This is a genomic window from Neolewinella litorea, from assembly GCF_004803465.1.
In the GTDB taxonomy this organism is placed as follows: domain Bacteria; phylum Bacteroidota; class Bacteroidia; order Chitinophagales; family Saprospiraceae; genus Neolewinella; species Neolewinella litorea.
The window spans coordinates 626,336-641,207 of record NZ_SRSF01000002.1 but is presented as its reverse complement, the minus strand read 5'-3'; the positions used below and the strand labels follow the sequence as shown (position 1 = coordinate 641,207).

Sequence of the window (14,872 nt, the reverse complement as noted above, 5' to 3'; positions counted from 1 at the left end):
CGATCTCCACTTCGCCCAACGAGGTGCGGATGCGCTTCTTGCCACGGCCATTTTTGCGATTTGGTTCGTCTTTATCGGCTAAGTGAGCGTCCAGCTCACCGTCCAGTGCCTGCTCCAGAAAGGACTTGAGCAAAGGGGTGAAGGCTCCCCCCTCACCCAGCAGGCCTTCGCCCGCTTGTAGCTTCTTAATCGCCTCCTCGCGGAAGGCTTCCATATCGAATTCTTCGTTTTCCATGGTGCTTGTAGTGTGTTACGAAAGTTATTGGTTCTTATCGTGACACACTTTTTGAAACGGTTTCTTTTCTGACCGGTCGGCGGCCCTCCGTGTTACGGGAATACTCATTAAGTAAATCGCTCGGGGGCGCGGCCGCAGGTGCCGGACCGACCCGGTTGGAAGCCGGCCTCAGTGGCGTGGTGGTAGGGGCATGGTCTACCGCAATTACCGTCGATGAAGTACGCCTCGCTCTACCGGGCGCAGTGCGTAGCGCACGTAGCGGCGACCGTGGGCATCGCGGTGTACCGGCAAGGCAACGGGATTGCCCGTCGTAGAGCGGGTAAGTTCGGCCCCGGCCCATCCGTCGGGCAGGTAGGTTTTGAGGCTCAAGGGAACGTTGTAGGTGGCGGTATCGAGTTCGGTGTGCACGGCCACCAGCAGGCTTTCTCCTTCGTGGATGCTGCTGACTGTACCTCCCTGTCTTTCGCGCACATACTTCGTGACGGTGGCGAAGGGTGCGATCCAGAGTCGGTCCTCTCGCTCCTTGATGTAGGTGAAGTATTCCCGGAGTTCGGCGGCGGGGCGGGCGGCCCACCCGTAGTCGTCAACCCCGTGAAAGACCTCTACGAGCCAGACGTTATCGTGGGCCAGCGTGGTATCTACCCAGGCTTTCATCTCTTGCAAGGTCGTGGCATCCACGGGGCCGCGTTGCCACTGGACGTATTCCTCCTCCTGGTCGCCCGGATTTTCGCGGCTGCCGCGGTTGAGTTCCGCCAGGTAGGGGGTGGGCATACGGTTGCGCAGGGCGGGGTAGACGGTGTGCGCGTAGTGCATCACCCGCTCGTCCTCGGTGCCGTACGGCCCCTCGGCCGTGAAGGTGGCGGCTTCGCCGAGCTCCCGGGCGATGTCCGCCTTACTTTGCCCGAGCTCGTACAGCATGTTCGCTTCGTCGAGCACCGCCAGGCGCGGGTGGGTCACGGTGTGGCTGGCGATCTCGTGTCCGGCCGCCTGGTAAGCGCGCAGGTCATCCCAGCTGGTGGTATCTACCGGATTGTCGTGGAAGACCACGTCGTCGGTATTCCGCAGGCTACCCTCCCGCAGTTTGCGGTAGGCCTCATCCAACAGGCGGTAGGCCTCGTCGGCCCGGCCGCTTTCGTATGCGGAGCCGACCCTGGAATGGTAATCCACGGCTTCGGTGGTTCCGGTGAAGGCAATCAGGGAGGCCCGCTCAAAGAGGTTGGTTGAATCGGTGGGAATCCTGGCAGTCTCTGCAATGATCTCCGCTGGGGGGCGACCGATGAATTTGCCCTGCCCCGATCCCTCGATCTTGCCAGTAATGACGTAAAAGGTGGCGTCGAGCTCCAGGCTGTCCAAAATCGGACGCGCGACGGTGAACTGGGTAATGATGCCGTCGTCAAAAGTAATGGAGACCGCCCCCCGCTTGCCGTCGGGCCACCGCTCGATCACCGTGGTGCCTGGTGCCTGGGACCGCAGGGGCACGGAAAGTATAAGGAGCGCTGGGATCAGGATCGTACGCCATGTAAAGATGGAAAAGAATGGACAGGTCTGCATGAGGGTCAAGATAAGCAGCCGGCAAAATGTGTAGCCGCACAAGTGTACCTTAATTAGATTAGTGTCGGTAACAATGGTGTATGTACATCATTTTGTGCTTTGCTTCCTGTCCGGTATTTAATTTGTTAAGTGAGTAATAGTCAGGGGTTTTTGGGAGTTATACCTGCACCTAACCCGGGCTGCTGTTCCGGAAATCAAATACCTAAACACCCCCGGGGTCCCTATTGGGATCCCCCTTCCACTCACTTATGTTCCGCTTGTTGACCCTGACCCTGCTGGCGGTCACGGTGCACGCACTCCACGCCAATAACATTGACGTGGCGAACGTGAACCTTGGAGACCGCGACCTCAACAACCAGACCCGCATCATACGTTTCGATGTAAGCTGGGAGAACTCCTGGCGCGTGAACTCTGCCCCGCTCAACTGGGATGCCGGGTGGGTTTTCGTAAAGTACCGCATCGGCAATGGCTCCTGGCACCACGCATCGCTGACCGACACGGTGAGCGTCCCCTCCGGAACCACCGTTGATATCACCAGCGATAACATTGGAGCCTTTGTGTACCGTTCCGCAGCCGGGGTCGGCGACGTGCTCCACACTGGGATCGAAGTACTCTGGGACTACGGAGCCGACGGCGTGACCGATGGCGACCTAGTCATCGTCGAGGTATATGCGATCGAGATGGTCTACGTACCGGAAGGGGCCTATTACCTCGGCGCCGACGGTGGCGATATCGCTGAATTTTACCGCATGGACGAATGGCTGCCCCTGAGCACCGGGCCCTACGAAGTGATGTCCGAAAACAGCATGCGCATCGGGACGCTCACCGGTGACCTGAATTTCGTCGGAGCGATCCCTTCCGGCACCCTCACCGGCTACCTGGGGCCCCAATACCCGAAAGGCCACCAGGGGTTCTACTGCATGAAATACGAGGCTTCGCAGCATCAATACGTACAGTTCTTCAATCGGCAGCCGGCAGCGGCTCAGGTCACGCTTGACCTGTCGGCGGAGGGCACCCTGTGCGCCAACCTGTCGCTCTTCCGCAATGCCTTCTGCTGGGACGGCAGTAACCCGGCGGCCACCAGCTGCCCCTACGTGCCGGTATCCTTTCTATCCGTAGACCAGATGCTGGCTTATCTCGACTGGACCGGCCTGCGGCCGATGACTGAACTGGAGTACGAAAAGGCATGCCGCGGCACCACCTATCCCATCCCGCGGGAATACGCCTGGGGCAACGCCTCCATCAATACGACGGCCTACGCCGTCAGCGGACACAACAACCCCAACGAAGGCGTTGCCAACGCCGACGACATCTCCGAAACCGAAGGGAACGGACTGTACATGGGCAACCGGCTGCGCATCGACCTGGAGATCCTCAACGGGCCAGTGCGGGTAGGCGCCTTTGCCGCCAGCGGGACGCGCTTTTCGCGCACTTCCAGCGGGGGGAGTTACTACGGCATTCTCGAATTATCGGGTAACCTCAGCGAATTGGTCGTGACCGCCGGTGACGCCGCGGGAAGATCTTATACGGGCCTGCACGGGGACGGGGAAGTATCGCCGGGGGGGCTGGCCGATATTCTGAACTGGCCCCTGAGCGGCGTCGGATACGGAAGCCGGGGCGGTTCCTTTCTCAGCGCGCGCAGCGCCCTGCGCGTGTCGTCGCGCGAGTTCGCCGCGGCAAATTTCACCGCTGGGGAAACGCACGGTTTCCGGGGCGTCCGAACCTATCCCAACTGATCGGCCACGAACATCTCAACATGTACCCCTTATCCCTCTCCTTGCGTCTTGCCCTGGTCGGGCTTTTCCTCTTCTCCCTCACGCCAGAAAGTCAGGCTCAGATAGCATTCGACCTGGGTGACGGTCGGCCGGGCGGAATCTCGGCCAGCAGTGTGGTAGGGGAGAGCATCTACCGGGGTGGTATCGCCGGTGGCGACGACAGTGAGATCGTTTCCGAAGCTTCGCTGCCCGCTGTGCTGACCTACTTCGGGGTCACTAACCGCGGCGGGGCGGTAGAGGCGGCGTGGGAAACCACCCACGAAGAGAACCTAAACCGGTACGTGGTAGAATACAGCCCCGACGGGGTGAGCTTTGCGGCACTGGCCGAGCGCCTCCCCCTCACTGGCCCATTGACGGCAAACCGCCACTACCGGATTGAACTTCCGCTTCCGGAAGGTGCCGAGGCCTACTACCGCCTGCGGACGGTGGAAGCCGACGGATCTTTCTCGCTATCTGCCCTCGAGCGAATGGTGTTCGAACGGGCCGGCTGGTCGTTCACAATCCTGGCCAACCCCGTCCTGGACCACAAACTGGGTATCTCGGTAGCCGGCGCAGCCGGCGACCTGACCCTGCAGGTTTTTTCGCTGGACGGCCGGGAGCAATTGCGCCGTTCGTTGGGCCCTTCCGGAAACGGCATTTACCGTACGGCCCTCCGGCTGCCACCCGGCGTTTACATTGTTACCCTCGACGGGCAAGACGGAGGCCGGCAAAGTCAGCGGGTAGTGGTGGGTCGGTAGATTACTGGTTTCTTTCCCACACCCGCAGGTCGTGGGTGATATCTCCGGCCGGGTGGAAATGGGGCATTAGGGTTTCGGTAAGGGAGGTGTTGGTCTCCGGGTCGTTAATGCGGCCCACGAGGTACCGCACGCTGGGGTCGTCGATGATGCGCTGCGCTTCCGCCGCCTCGTCGATGCGGAACGCCCGGGCGTGATGCTCGAAAAATAGGAGGCTGGAATGAACGTAGGGAGTCGGCACGGGCCGGTCCAGCAGGTGGTAGGTAATCTGGAATCCATTCAACGTGAAAAAGGTTTCCCCCGGGGCCAGCCGGGGCGCGAGGTACGCGGCAATCACCCGCGGCTCATCCGCCTTCTTCTGGTAGTAAAAGAAGTGGACCACGCCCAGTCCGAGCGATACGACGGCCACCACCACGGGTACCCACCGCCGGCGCAGGACGTGCTCCCAGGTGTAGCCCACCCAGGCCCCCACGTAAAGCGCCACGATGGGGTGCAACTGCACCTGGTAATGTCCGAAGCGCTTGCCGGTGAGCATCACCACGACGCTGACCAGCAGGAACTGGAGCAGCAGGTAGGCCGTCCACTCACGATGGCGCTCGTCTGCTTTGCCCAGCACCTGCGCGCCGACGCCCAGCAGCACGATGGGGGCGTAGCGGAGGAGGTAGTCGCCCATGAACTTGAGTCGCAGGTACCAGGGCAGCTCGATGGGGTAGGCCCCGTTCACTTTAACGCTATAGAACCAGAGGGCGTCGAGCAGGTCCAGGTGGTAAAAGTAGGCCACCACCGCGGCCACCGGCAGGAGGAATCCGCCCACTAGCACCATTCCGCGCCCGATTATCCGCGCCGGTTCCCGCCGGTAGTACCATACCAGGTAAAGACCGACGGCCAGGGCCTCGGCGGCTACAAAGGGCTTGATCACAAAACCGGTGCCGAGCAGCAAACCCGCCACGAGCCACTGCTTGCGGCTGGTGGCCACGGCGGCGGCTACGGCGGCGATGGTGAAGACGTTGAAGAAGATTTCCGTATTGGGGGAGACGCCGTAGAACTTGTAGACGCTGCACATAAGGATGTAGACCACCCCGGCCACGTACCCACTCAGCGGTCGGTGAGTAGCCCGAAAGGTGGTCACGCTGAGGAGGAAGGCACCCAGGGCAACGAAGGCCGCGGCCGCCAGCCGGAGCAGAAAGATGCTGCCGCCCGTGAGCTTGATGAGGGCGGCGTAGATCCAAAAAATGCCGATCGGCTTGGTGTCGATCACGTCGCGCAGGTACGCCTCCCCGCGCAGCAGCTCGTCCGCGATCACGATGTAGGTGCTCTCGTCGTGGTCGATGACGGAGATGAAGAAGGAGCCCCAGCGCATGGCTACGGCTAGCAAGAAGAAGGCCCCCAAAACTACCCACCATGGATACCGCATGCGGCAAAGATAGACGGTCTGCTGCCTTACCTTCGCCCCATGTACAAACGTCTTGTGATCAAAGTCGGCACCAATGTCCTCACCCGCGCGGACGGGCGGCTCGACGTGACCAGCATCAGTGGGCTGGTCGATCAGATCGCGGCTCTCAAACTCCGGGGCGTGGAACTGGTGCTCGTCTCCTCCGGGGCCGTCGGCGCGGGCCGAGAGTTACTGCCCGAGCGGCCCGACGACGGGGCCGTGGCCCAGCGGCAGGTGTATTCGGCCATCGGGCAGGTGCGGCTCATGGAACTATACCGCCAACTCTTTGCCGGTCACGGCTTGCTGTGCGCCCAGGTGCTGGCGACCAAGGGCGACTTCCGCGACGACCTCCACTACAATAATATGCTGAACTGCTTCCGCGCCCTCCTGCTCGACGAGATCGTACCGGTGGTCAATGAGAATGACGTGGTAGCGGTGACCGAACTTATGTTCACGGACAACGACGAACTGGCTGGCCTCGTCGCGCGAATGCTCCAGGCCGACGCGCTGGTCATCCTGAGCAGCGTGGAGGGACTGTACGACGGTCCGCCCGACGGTGCCGGCAGCCGGCTCATCCCCTTCGTGGACGCGCAGGACGAGGACAGCGAGCGCGTGGTACAGGCCCGCCGCACCAGCGGCGGCCGCGGCGGTATGGCCACCAAGTTGCGCATCGCCCGCGAAACGGCCGCCACCGGCATTCCTGTACTGATCGGCAACGGCCGCCGTTCCGGCATCCTGCACCGGCTGGTCGACGGCGATTGGCCCGGCACGGTTGTCGCGGCGGCGGACAATAGTCCCCGACCCTAGCCAGTTCTTAACCTTTGTACCGACCCCCCGCCATGCGCTTACTGTACTTTCTGTCTGTTTTGGTCCTGCTGCTGGTCGCCTGTGAGGTCGACCGCGATTTCGTGACCGGCGAGGCGGTGCAACTGCGCTTCGAGGCCGATACCCTCAGTTTCGATACGGTCTTTACCGCCCGCGGCAGCGCCACCCGCCAGATCAAGGTGTACAACGACGCCAGCGACCCGGTGCGGATCGACCGCATTCGCGTGGCCGGGGAAACGGGCGTGGTATTCACCTTCAACGCCGACGGTACTCTGGGGCCGGTAGCGGAGGACGTGGTCATCTTCGCCAAGGACAGCATCTTCATCTTCGTGGAAGTGGAGGTGGACCCCACCGAACCGGAGGCGACCAGTCCCTTCATAGCCGAGGACCGCCTCGTCTTTGAGACCGGCGACGTACAGCGATCGGTCGTGCTGCAGGCCTTCGGCCAAAACGCCAACTACCTCAACGGGTTTCGGCGGGGAAGCTTCTTCCAGCCCATCTGCCAGGACGGCACCTTTACCCTTCCCACCGATCTGCCCACGGTCATCTACGGCTCGATGTTCGTTGACAGCTGCACGCTACGCGCGCTGGCCGGAACGCGCATCTACTTTCACGGCGGCATCCAACGCAATGAGGTGCTAGGCGGCAGCGGCATCTTCAACGACGGGTTCATCTACACACTGCCCGAGGGGCGCCTGGAATTTCTCGGCACCCTGGAAGATCCCGTGATCCTGGCCACCGACCGGCTGGAAGCTGGCTACGCCGAGGCGCGCGGGGCCTACCGCGGACTAATCCTCGGCCCGGGCAGCCGCGGCAACCGCATCGCGTACACCGAGATCCGCAACAGCATCGTGGGCATTACGGCCGATAGCCTGGCGGAGGTGACCGTTGAGAATTCCCGCATCGTGAACAGCAGCGGCCCGGCCATCACGGGTTATCAGTCGGACCTCACCGTGCGCAACAGTCTCTTTCATTCCAACTTCAGCAATACCATCCAGGTACTCAAAGGCGGCAGTCTGCTCCTCGAGCACAGCACGTTGGCCAATTACGGGGTCGACGCTTCGGCCCTGCTGATCCAGAACTTCGCTTGCGACGACGCCACCGAACAGTGCCTGGCGGCCCCCTTCAGCGGCGTAATTCGCAACAGCATCATCAGCGGGTCGCGCAGCGGCGAGCTGGCCCTGACCGACGCCTTTGAGGGGGAGCAGGACGGGTTCTTTTCCCTCGAAATCACCAATTCGGTGGTGCGGACGGATGCGGACTTCCTGCGGAGCAACGGGGGATTATTTGCCGATTTTTACACCGAATACTGCCGCGGCTGCTATAACCTGCAGCCAGGTGATCCGCTCTACGTTTCGGTGAGCGACGACGATTACCACCTCGACAGCCTCAGCGTGGCCCGCCACCTGGGCGAATTCCTGCCCGCCCTGCCCGTAGATCTCGAAGGCCGCGACCGCGACACCGTCACCCCCGACGCCGGGGCACTGGAGTGGCAGCCCGGTAGCTGAAACCCAAACCAAAAGCCCGCAGGCGGCGTTACACCTCGAACCCCAAATCCCCACCCCGCGTACATGGTCGTCGACAATATGCTTTATAACCTGGGCCGTTACGTCAACTTGTTGCGTGACTCCTTCTCGCGCCCGGAGAAATTCTCCATGTACTACAAGGAGACCATGCGGCAGATGGACGCCATCGGCGTGGGCTCGGTTTTTATCGTTCTGCTGATCTCCGTCTTCATCGGAATGGTGACGGCCGTACAGTTCGCCGACCAGTTGGGCGACAGCTTCGTGCCCTCCTATTATATAGGTTACATCGTCCGCGACATCACCATCATCGAGATGGCCCCCACGATCACCTGTCTGGTACTGGCCGGCAAGGTGGGCTCCAACCTCGCCGCCGAGATCGGCGGGATGCGGCAGAAAGAACACATCGACGCCATGGAAATTATGGGTGTCAATACCGCCGCTTACCTCATCATGCCGAAGATCATCGCCGCGGTGGTGGTCATCCCCATGCTGGTGGCCATTTCGGCGTTTGTGAGTATCATCGGCGGTTACCTCAGTACGGTTATCCCCGGCACCATCTCCCACACCGAGTACGTGCTCGGTTTGCGCTCCTTCTTCGTGCCGCGCTACGTCTTCATGATGTTCGTCAAAGCGGCCGTCTTCGCCTTCCTGCTTACTTCCGTGAGTTGCTATATGGGCTACTACGTCAAGGGAGGCAGCATCGAACTCGGCCAGGCCAGCACCAGTGCCGTGGTGGTGAGCGACGTGCTCATCCTGGTCTTCGATTTCCTCATCGCCCTTTTGCTTACCTAATCCGCCCCGCTCATGATCCGTACGGAGAATCTTGTCAAATCCTTCGGGGAGAACGAAGTGCTCAAAGGCGTAACCACTGAGTTTTACGCCGGTAAGCCCAACCTCATCATCGGCAGCTCGGGGGCGGGCAAGACGGTGCTGCTCAAACTCCTCATCGGACTTTTCGAGCCCACCTCCGGCAAGGTTTTCTACGACGATACTGATCTTTTCTCCCTTTCGGACGAACGGCTGCGGGAAATCCGGATGAAGGTGGGTATGCTCTTTCAGGGTAACGCTCTCTTTGACTCCATGACGGTAGGTGAAAATATCCGCTTCCCGATGGATATGTTCACCAAGATGACCCTGCGGGAAAAGGAGAAGCGGGTGGACGAGTGCCTCGAAATGGTCAATATGGAAGGCGTCAACGACCGCTACCCCTCGGAGGTCTCCGGCGGTATGCAGAAGCGCGTCGGTATCGCCCGGGCTATGGTGCTCGAGCCGAAGTACCTGTTCTGCGACGAGCCAAACTCCGGCCTGGACCCCAAGACCTCCATCCTGATCGACGAACTGATCTGCGACCTCACCAAGCGCAACAACATCACCACCATCATCAATACCCACGACATGAACTCCGTCATGGGCATCGGAGACAATATCGTTCTGCTCAAGGACGGCAACCTCGTGTGGCAGGGCAATAAGACTCAGGTACTCGAAAGCGACAGCTCCGTACTGCAGGACTTCATCTTCGCCAGCCCCTTCCTCCGGCGCCTGCGCGAAGACGCCCTCAAGCAGCGCCACGCACACGACTGATCGACCAAACAACCCTGTTCCCCGCCAACGAAAACCGGCACCCTGGACGTCCTAGTCGGGAAACGATATTGCCATGCGCTACCTCATCATTACCCTCCTCCCGCTCTTCCTGCTGGCCTGTACCAAGGAAGAAGTCCAACCGGAATGCCCCACCGGAATCGGTGTCGGTGATCTGCTGACCCTGCCCGACGATTCGGCGCTCACGCTGGTCAGGATCAACGACAACCGCTGCCCCTGCGATGTCCAGTGCTTCTGGGCGGGCTACCTTCAGGCCGTACTCACTGACGGCGACACGACGCTGACGGTCTCCGACGTACACGTAGCCGACTCTCTGGGCATCGTCGACGTCGTATACTATCGCGGGTTCCCGATTGCCATCGACAGCGTGGTACTGCTCACCGACGAATGCCGGCACCCCTACCGGCAGGACGAATACTGCGTAACGTTCACCTTTGAAGACCGCGAATAGGCGCTTAAAGGGGGTTCAACGCGGAAAGGAAGCGGAGGCCGCATTACCTTTAGCGGTAAACCAAGCCCTCTCGATCATGCGTTCGCTCCTCCAACTTGCCATTCTGTTCTGTCTCGGCGTCGTCCTCTACGGCTGCCAGGAGACGGGCTCTTCCTCCCTGACCGCCGCTCCCGCCCAGGATCCGTACTCCGGTTCAGCGGAGCGCCCCGAGTACGTCCTGGTGATCCACGGGGGCGCGGGCACCATCTTGAAAGAGAACATGACCGACGAGCGGGCTGCGGCCATTACCGCCGCCATGAACGCCGCCATGGACGCCGGCGAGGCGGTACTGAAGGCCGGCGGCAGCAGCGCCGACGCCGTAGAGAAAACCATCTGGGTGCTGGAAGACAGTCCGTACTTCAACTCCGGCCGCGGAGCCGTTTTCACCAACGCCGGCATCAACGAGCTCGACGCCAGCTTCATGACCGGCGAAGACCAGATGGCGGGGGCCGTCGGGGGCATCACCAACCTTAAACACCCCATCAGTGCCGCCCGGGCCGTGATGGAAAAGTCGGAGCACGTGCTGCTCACCGGCAAGGGGGCGGAAGAGTTCGCCGCCGGACAGGGCCTGGAAGTAGTCGACCCCTCCTACTTCTTTACCCAGGAACGCTACGACGCCCTCCAGCGGGCGCTAAAAGGCGAGAAGGTCGAGCAGGAAAAGATCGACGTCGACAAGAAACACGGAACCGTGGGCTGCGTGGCCCTGGACAAGAACGGCAACCTAGCAGCCGGCACCAGTACCGGGGGTATGACGAACAAGCGCTTCAACCGACTGGGCGACAGCCCCATTATCGGAGCGGGCACCTACGCCAATAACGCTACCTGCGCGGTGAGCTGCACGGGGTGGGGCGAGTTCTTTATTCGCTACGCGGTGGCCTACGACGTCCATGCCCGCATGGCCTACGCCGATGCCACACTAAAAGAGGCCGCCGATGCCGTCATCCACAACACATTGGTTGAGAAGGGCGGCACGGGCGGCCTCATTGCGCTCGACGCGCAAGGTAACGTGGCTATGCCCTTCAATACGCCGGGCATGTACCGCGGCTACCTCAAGGCGGGCGGCGAGCGGGAAATCAAGTTCTACGAGGAGTAACCCCGCAGCGGCTTAAACGGTGGTGAACATCTCGTCGAGCGAGAAGCGGACCTTTTCGTGGTCCTGGGTGGCGTCTTCGGGCGAGCGGTAACCGACCGGTGCAATAACGGTGGCGGTCAGGCCCTGCTCTTCCAGTCCGAGGATCCGGTCGTAAGCGGCCACGTCAAAACCCTCCATCGGGCAGGTGTCGATGCCGAGTTCGGCAGCGGCGGCCAGCAGGGTGCCCAGACCGATGTAGGCCTGGCGCTGATTCCAGCTGCGTACGCTGTCGAGGTCCTTACCGGCTACCGATCCCTTCATATACTCGGCGTAGCCGTCGAGGTTTTCCCGGGCCACGCCCCGGACTTCGGCGATGCGGTCCACGTAGCTGTCGATATACTCGGGCGTCAAATCGCGCTTGGCGGCAAAGACGAATACGTGTGAGCTTTCGGTCAGTTGGGGCTGGTTGTAGCTGGCTTCGCGGAGCTGCTCCTTCACGGCGGCGTCTTCAATCACCAGTACGCGGTAGGGCTGCAGCCCGAAGCTGGAGGCCGACAGGTTCGTAGCTTCCATCAGGGTCTGCAGGTCCTCGGCACTCACCCGGCGGGTGTCGTCAAATCGTTTCGTGGCGTAGCGCCACTTCAGGCTTTCAATCAGTTTCATGGGTAAATTGTTTGTACCTACATTAATTGGCAAGCGGCCAAAAAGTTGTGCGTCGGCGCGCGGGTTCCGCGTTTGGAATCCGGCTGCGGAGCGGGTGGTTCAGCGGGCCGTGGCGGCGCTGGAATTTTAAAATCGCCGCGATATATTGTAAATGCCGGAGGGGCGTATTACTTTTGCGTCCGCTTCGCGCATCACCGCCCAGGTGGTGGAATTGGTAGACACGCCAGCTTGAGGGGCTGGTGTCCATTGCGGACGTGCAGGTTCGACTCCTGTCCTGGGCACTTACTTCGACGGCCCCGCTGCTTTGGCAGCGGGGCCGTTGTCGTTTCCACCCCCGGTTTTTAGTTGCCGCGCGCCGGTTATACCTTTGGGTGATGATCCTGAGCGCACTGTCCCGGGCCCGCGAAGCGGGCCGTAAGCTGCTGGCCGTACTGGTTGATCCGGATAAGGCCACCCGGGAATGCCTCCGGGCATTGGGGGAACACGCTCGGCAGGGTCACGTCGACTTTTTCTTCTGGGGCGGCAGCCTGGTCAACCAACCGCAGTCGGAATACTATTTGCGCCTGCTCAAGGGCTTTACTGAGGTGCCGGTACTGCTCTTTCCGGGCTCAGTTTATCAGCTGGACGGGCAGGCCGACGGGCTCCTCCTCCTTTCCCTTATCTCCGGCCGGAACCCCGAACTGCTCATCGGTCACCACGTCACCGTAGCGGGTCGCATCAAGCAGATGGGCCTGCCCACGGTACCGACCGGCTACATCCTGATCGATGGCGGCAAGGCCACCTCGGTATCCTACATGAGCGGCACCACGCCCATCCCGTCCGACAAGCCCGCCATCGCGGCCGCCACGGCCCTGGCCGGCGAGCAACTGGGCCTGCGCCTGATCTACCTCGACGCGGGAAGCGGGGCACTTACCCCGGTCCACCCCCGAACCATCCGTGCGGTGCGGGCCGAAGTCGATCTGCCCATAGTGGTGGGCGGTGGCATCCGAAATCCGGACCGCGCCCGCGAGGCCCTGCAGGCGGGAGCCGACCTAGTCGTGGTCGGCAACGGACTGGAGGGCGACCACAGCTGGCTGCCCTCCCTTAGTGCCGTGGTGCACGCTAGCCACCCTTCCGCCGTCGGCGTGAAATAGACACCTCGGTGGGTCTCACCCACGTAGCCACCGCAGCGCCTTCGCCTATTGGTCCGGGTCAAAGTGGCGGACCGTTGCCATGGTGAAGGGTGTCTACATCCGGTCGTAGTCCCGCTGCTCGAGGGTGCCCGGGTCATTGATAGATTTGGTGTTGGATAGGTGCTCCAAGGTGAACACGGTCACGATTATGGGATGCAGTGTTCGGTGCCGTAAGGAATTACTGCGTGCGCCTGTGCGGTGGCTGTTCAACCTCACCGGAACCGCGGTAGCCGGCACCCCGGAGTTGGTCTTGCACCCGCGTACGCGCCCCGGAAAATCGCACTATGAAGGGTTTGAAGTGTTTTCTCATCCACGCTCCTTCTCCCATGCTTACGCTCAACCTTCCAGATCCCCAGTCCAAACCCCGTATCGTAGTGATCGGTGGCGGATTTGCGGGACTCAACTTCGTTCACCAACTCGATACGACCCGCTACCAAGTGGTGCTGCTCGACCGGCACAACTACCACACCTTTGCCCCGCTGCTCTACCAGGTGGCGACGGCCGGCCTGGAGGCCCCTGACATTTGCGGACCGCTGCGCAAATCTTTCCGCCGCAAACACGACTTTCACTTCCGCATGCTGCAGGTACACGGCATCGACCCTGCCACCCGACTCGTACATACCGCTGCGGGAGCGATTCCCTACGATCACCTGGTGTTGGCCACCGGTACCCGCGCCAACTTCTTCGGCAACCAGAACATTCAGGCCCACACCCTACCGCTGAAGACCGTTCCCGACGCGCGGCGGCTGCGCAACCACATCTTCCAGACGCTGGAGCGGGCCGACCTGACCGACGACCCTGAGGAACGCAAACGCCTGATGACCTTCATCATCGTAGGCGGCGGGCCTTCCGGGGTGGAACTGGCCGGCGCCCTGTCGGAACTGCGTAAGCACGTACTGGCCCACGATTATCCGGATACCCCCATGGATCAACTGCGGTTTATCCTGGTAGAAGGGGAGGGGGAACTGCTGTCGTCCTTCTCGGATAAATCCAGCCGCGAAGCGTACCGCAACCTCGAGGAAATGGGCATCGAACTGAAATTCGGGATGCTGATGACCGACTACGACGGCCGCGTGGCCACCTTCAAGGACGGTACCACCCTGTCCAGCAGCACCGTCATCTGGGGCGCGGGGGTGACCGGTGAAATCATCGAGGGGCTAAAATCCGACAGCGTACTCAAAGCCCGCTACGTCATCGACGACCACCTGCGCGTGGCGGGCTACGAGAACGTCTATGCCCTGGGCGACGTAGCCCTGCTCACCAACGACGAATGGCCCCGGGGCCACCCCGGCGTGGCGCAGGTAGCCATACAAATGGGCAAACGGCTGGCCAAGAACTTCAACGCCATCGCGCGCGACCGCCCCACCACGGCTTTCCGCTACCGCGACAAGGGCAACCTGGCCATCATTGGTCGCAACCGCGCCGTGGCCGACCTGCCCCCTAATCTCCACTTCAGTGGTGTGCCGGCCTGGTTCGTGTGGGCCTTTGTACACATTTTTTACCTCATTGGCTTCCGCAACCGGCTGTTTACTTTTCTGAGCTGGGTGGGGAATTACGTGACCTATAACCGGGCGGTGCGGCTGGTGCTGGAACCCACGCTGGAGGAGGAATTGCGGGAGGGTGAGGAGCGATTTAGTGTGATTGACCGGCGTTAGGTGGTGCCTCTTCGCGGCCTGAGGCCGCATTGTACTTCGCAGCCTGAGGCTGCATTGTCTTGCGCGGCCCGAGGCCGCATTGTACCTCGCAGCCTGAGGCTGCATTGTCTTGCGCGGCCCGAGGCCGCATTGTACCTCGCAGC

At 61.6% G+C, this 14,872-nt stretch carries 13 protein-coding genes, 1 tRNA gene and 1 pseudogene; 11 read left to right on the top strand and 4 right to left on the bottom strand.

The features are described from left to right. Both E4021_RS08350 and E4021_RS08345 read right to left on the bottom strand, forming a co-directional pair. Positions 1-235, bottom strand: a pseudogene (locus E4021_RS08350) (IS256 family transposase); the annotation flags it as partial. 204 nt (positions 236-439) lie between these two features. Beyond that, positions 440-1,786 (bottom strand): polysaccharide deacetylase family protein, encoded by a 1,347-nt coding sequence (locus E4021_RS08345; protein WP_136458269.1) that lies wholly within the window; start codon positions 1,784-1,786, stop codon positions 440-442. A 248-nt stretch (positions 1,787-2,034) separates the two neighbouring features. Between E4021_RS08345 and E4021_RS08340 the strand changes: the two genes are divergently transcribed. Continuing rightward, positions 2,035-3,522, top strand: a complete 1,488-nt coding sequence (locus E4021_RS08340) for a formylglycine-generating enzyme family protein (protein ID WP_136458267.1) — start codon at positions 2,035-2,037, stop codon at positions 3,520-3,522. Positions 3,523-3,542: 20 nt separating this feature from the next. Further along, complete coding sequence (locus E4021_RS08335; RefSeq protein ID WP_136458265.1) at positions 3,543-4,298, top strand: T9SS type A sorting domain-containing protein; 756 nt, start codon at positions 3,543-3,545, stop codon at positions 4,296-4,298. 1 nt (position 4,299) lies between these two features. On the opposite strand, the gene E4021_RS08330 is transcribed toward E4021_RS08335, so the two are convergent. After that, positions 4,300-5,709, bottom strand: coding sequence for an ArnT family glycosyltransferase (locus E4021_RS08330; protein WP_136458263.1), 1,410 nt, complete (start codon positions 5,707-5,709; stop codon positions 4,300-4,302). Positions 5,710-5,748: 39 nt separating this feature from the next. Between E4021_RS08330 and proB the strand changes: the two genes are divergently transcribed. The 6 genes from proB (at position 5,749) to E4021_RS08300 (ending at position 11,260) form a co-directional block, all read left to right on the top strand. Continuing rightward, positions 5,749-6,534 carry a glutamate 5-kinase gene (gene proB, locus E4021_RS08325; RefSeq protein ID WP_136458261.1) on the top strand — a complete coding sequence of 262 codons (786 nt, stop codon included), beginning with the start codon at positions 5,749-5,751 and terminating at the stop codon, positions 6,532-6,534. Between the two features lie 32 nt (positions 6,535-6,566). After that, the gene (locus E4021_RS08320) at positions 6,567-8,060 is read left to right on the top strand and encodes a right-handed parallel beta-helix repeat-containing protein (protein ID WP_136458259.1); all 1,494 of its coding nucleotides are present in this window, start codon (positions 6,567-6,569) and stop codon (positions 8,058-8,060) included. 63 nt (positions 8,061-8,123) lie between these two features. After that, positions 8,124-8,870 (top strand): MlaE family ABC transporter permease, encoded by a 747-nt coding sequence (locus E4021_RS08315; RefSeq protein WP_246050253.1) that lies wholly within the window; start codon positions 8,124-8,126, stop codon positions 8,868-8,870. Positions 8,871-8,882: 12 nt separating this feature from the next. Beyond that, positions 8,883-9,659, top strand: a complete 777-nt coding sequence (locus E4021_RS08310) for an ABC transporter ATP-binding protein (RefSeq protein ID WP_136458257.1) — start codon at positions 8,883-8,885, stop codon at positions 9,657-9,659. Between the two features lie 73 nt (positions 9,660-9,732). Then, positions 9,733-10,128, top strand: coding sequence for a hypothetical protein (locus E4021_RS08305; protein WP_136458255.1), 396 nt, complete (start codon positions 9,733-9,735; stop codon positions 10,126-10,128). Positions 10,129-10,204: 76 nt separating this feature from the next. Continuing rightward, entirely contained in the window at positions 10,205-11,260 is a 1,056-nt protein-coding gene (locus E4021_RS08300; RefSeq protein WP_136458253.1) for an isoaspartyl peptidase/L-asparaginase family protein, read from the top strand. A gap of 12 nt (positions 11,261-11,272) precedes the next feature. Here the strand turns inward: E4021_RS08300 and E4021_RS08295 are convergent, their stop codons facing one another. After that, positions 11,273-11,902, bottom strand: a complete 630-nt coding sequence (locus tag E4021_RS08295) for an NAD(P)H-dependent oxidoreductase (RefSeq protein ID WP_136458251.1) — start codon at positions 11,900-11,902, stop codon at positions 11,273-11,275. A 196-nt stretch (positions 11,903-12,098) separates the two neighbouring features. Between E4021_RS08295 and E4021_RS08290 the strand changes: the two genes are divergently transcribed. The 3 genes from E4021_RS08290 to E4021_RS08280 all read left to right on the top strand — a co-directional run bounded on the left by E4021_RS08290 (position 12,099) and on the right by E4021_RS08280 (position 14,729). Then, positions 12,099-12,183, top strand: a tRNA-Leu gene (locus E4021_RS08290). Positions 12,184-12,276: 93 nt separating this feature from the next. Beyond that, positions 12,277-13,035 carry a geranylgeranylglyceryl/heptaprenylglyceryl phosphate synthase gene (locus tag E4021_RS08285; protein WP_136458249.1) on the top strand — a complete coding sequence of 253 codons (759 nt, stop codon included), beginning with the start codon at positions 12,277-12,279 and terminating at the stop codon, positions 13,033-13,035. A 323-nt stretch (positions 13,036-13,358) separates the two neighbouring features. After that, positions 13,359-14,729 (top strand): NAD(P)/FAD-dependent oxidoreductase, encoded by a 1,371-nt coding sequence (locus E4021_RS08280; protein ID WP_246050252.1) that lies wholly within the window; start codon positions 13,359-13,361, stop codon positions 14,727-14,729. Positions 14,730-14,872: the final 143 nt, after the last annotated feature.

Bases quoted from the DNA above. Each gene is read 5' to 3' on its own strand.
- E4021_RS08295 (WP_136458251.1), bottom strand. From the start codon at position 11,902: ATGAAACTGATTGAAAGCCTGAAGTGGCGCTACGCCACGAAACGATTT.
- E4021_RS08330 (WP_136458263.1), bottom strand. From the start codon at position 5,709: ATGCGGTATCCATGGTGGGTAGTTTTGGGGGCCTTCTTCTTGCTAGCC.
- E4021_RS08345 (WP_136458269.1), bottom strand. From the start codon at position 1,786: ATGCAGACCTGTCCATTCTTTTCCATCTTTACATGGCGTACGATCCTG.
- E4021_RS08340 (WP_136458267.1), top strand. From the start codon at position 2,035: ATGTTCCGCTTGTTGACCCTGACCCTGCTGGCGGTCACGGTGCACGCA.
- E4021_RS08300 (WP_136458253.1), top strand. From the start codon at position 10,205: ATGCGTTCGCTCCTCCAACTTGCCATTCTGTTCTGTCTCGGCGTCGTC.
- E4021_RS08310 (WP_136458257.1), top strand. From the start codon at position 8,883: ATGATCCGTACGGAGAATCTTGTCAAATCCTTCGGGGAGAACGAAGTG.
- E4021_RS08320 (WP_136458259.1), top strand. From the start codon at position 6,567: ATGCGCTTACTGTACTTTCTGTCTGTTTTGGTCCTGCTGCTGGTCGCC.
- E4021_RS08305 (WP_136458255.1), top strand. From the start codon at position 9,733: ATGCGCTACCTCATCATTACCCTCCTCCCGCTCTTCCTGCTGGCCTGT.
- E4021_RS08315 (WP_246050253.1), top strand. From the start codon at position 8,124: ATGGTCGTCGACAATATGCTTTATAACCTGGGCCGTTACGTCAACTTG.
- proB (WP_136458261.1), top strand. From the start codon at position 5,749: ATGTACAAACGTCTTGTGATCAAAGTCGGCACCAATGTCCTCACCCGC.
- E4021_RS08335 (WP_136458265.1), top strand. From the start codon at position 3,543: ATGTACCCCTTATCCCTCTCCTTGCGTCTTGCCCTGGTCGGGCTTTTC.
- E4021_RS08280 (WP_246050252.1), top strand. From the start codon at position 13,359: ATGAAGGGTTTGAAGTGTTTTCTCATCCACGCTCCTTCTCCCATGCTT.
- E4021_RS08285 (WP_136458249.1), top strand. From the start codon at position 12,277: ATGATCCTGAGCGCACTGTCCCGGGCCCGCGAAGCGGGCCGTAAGCTG.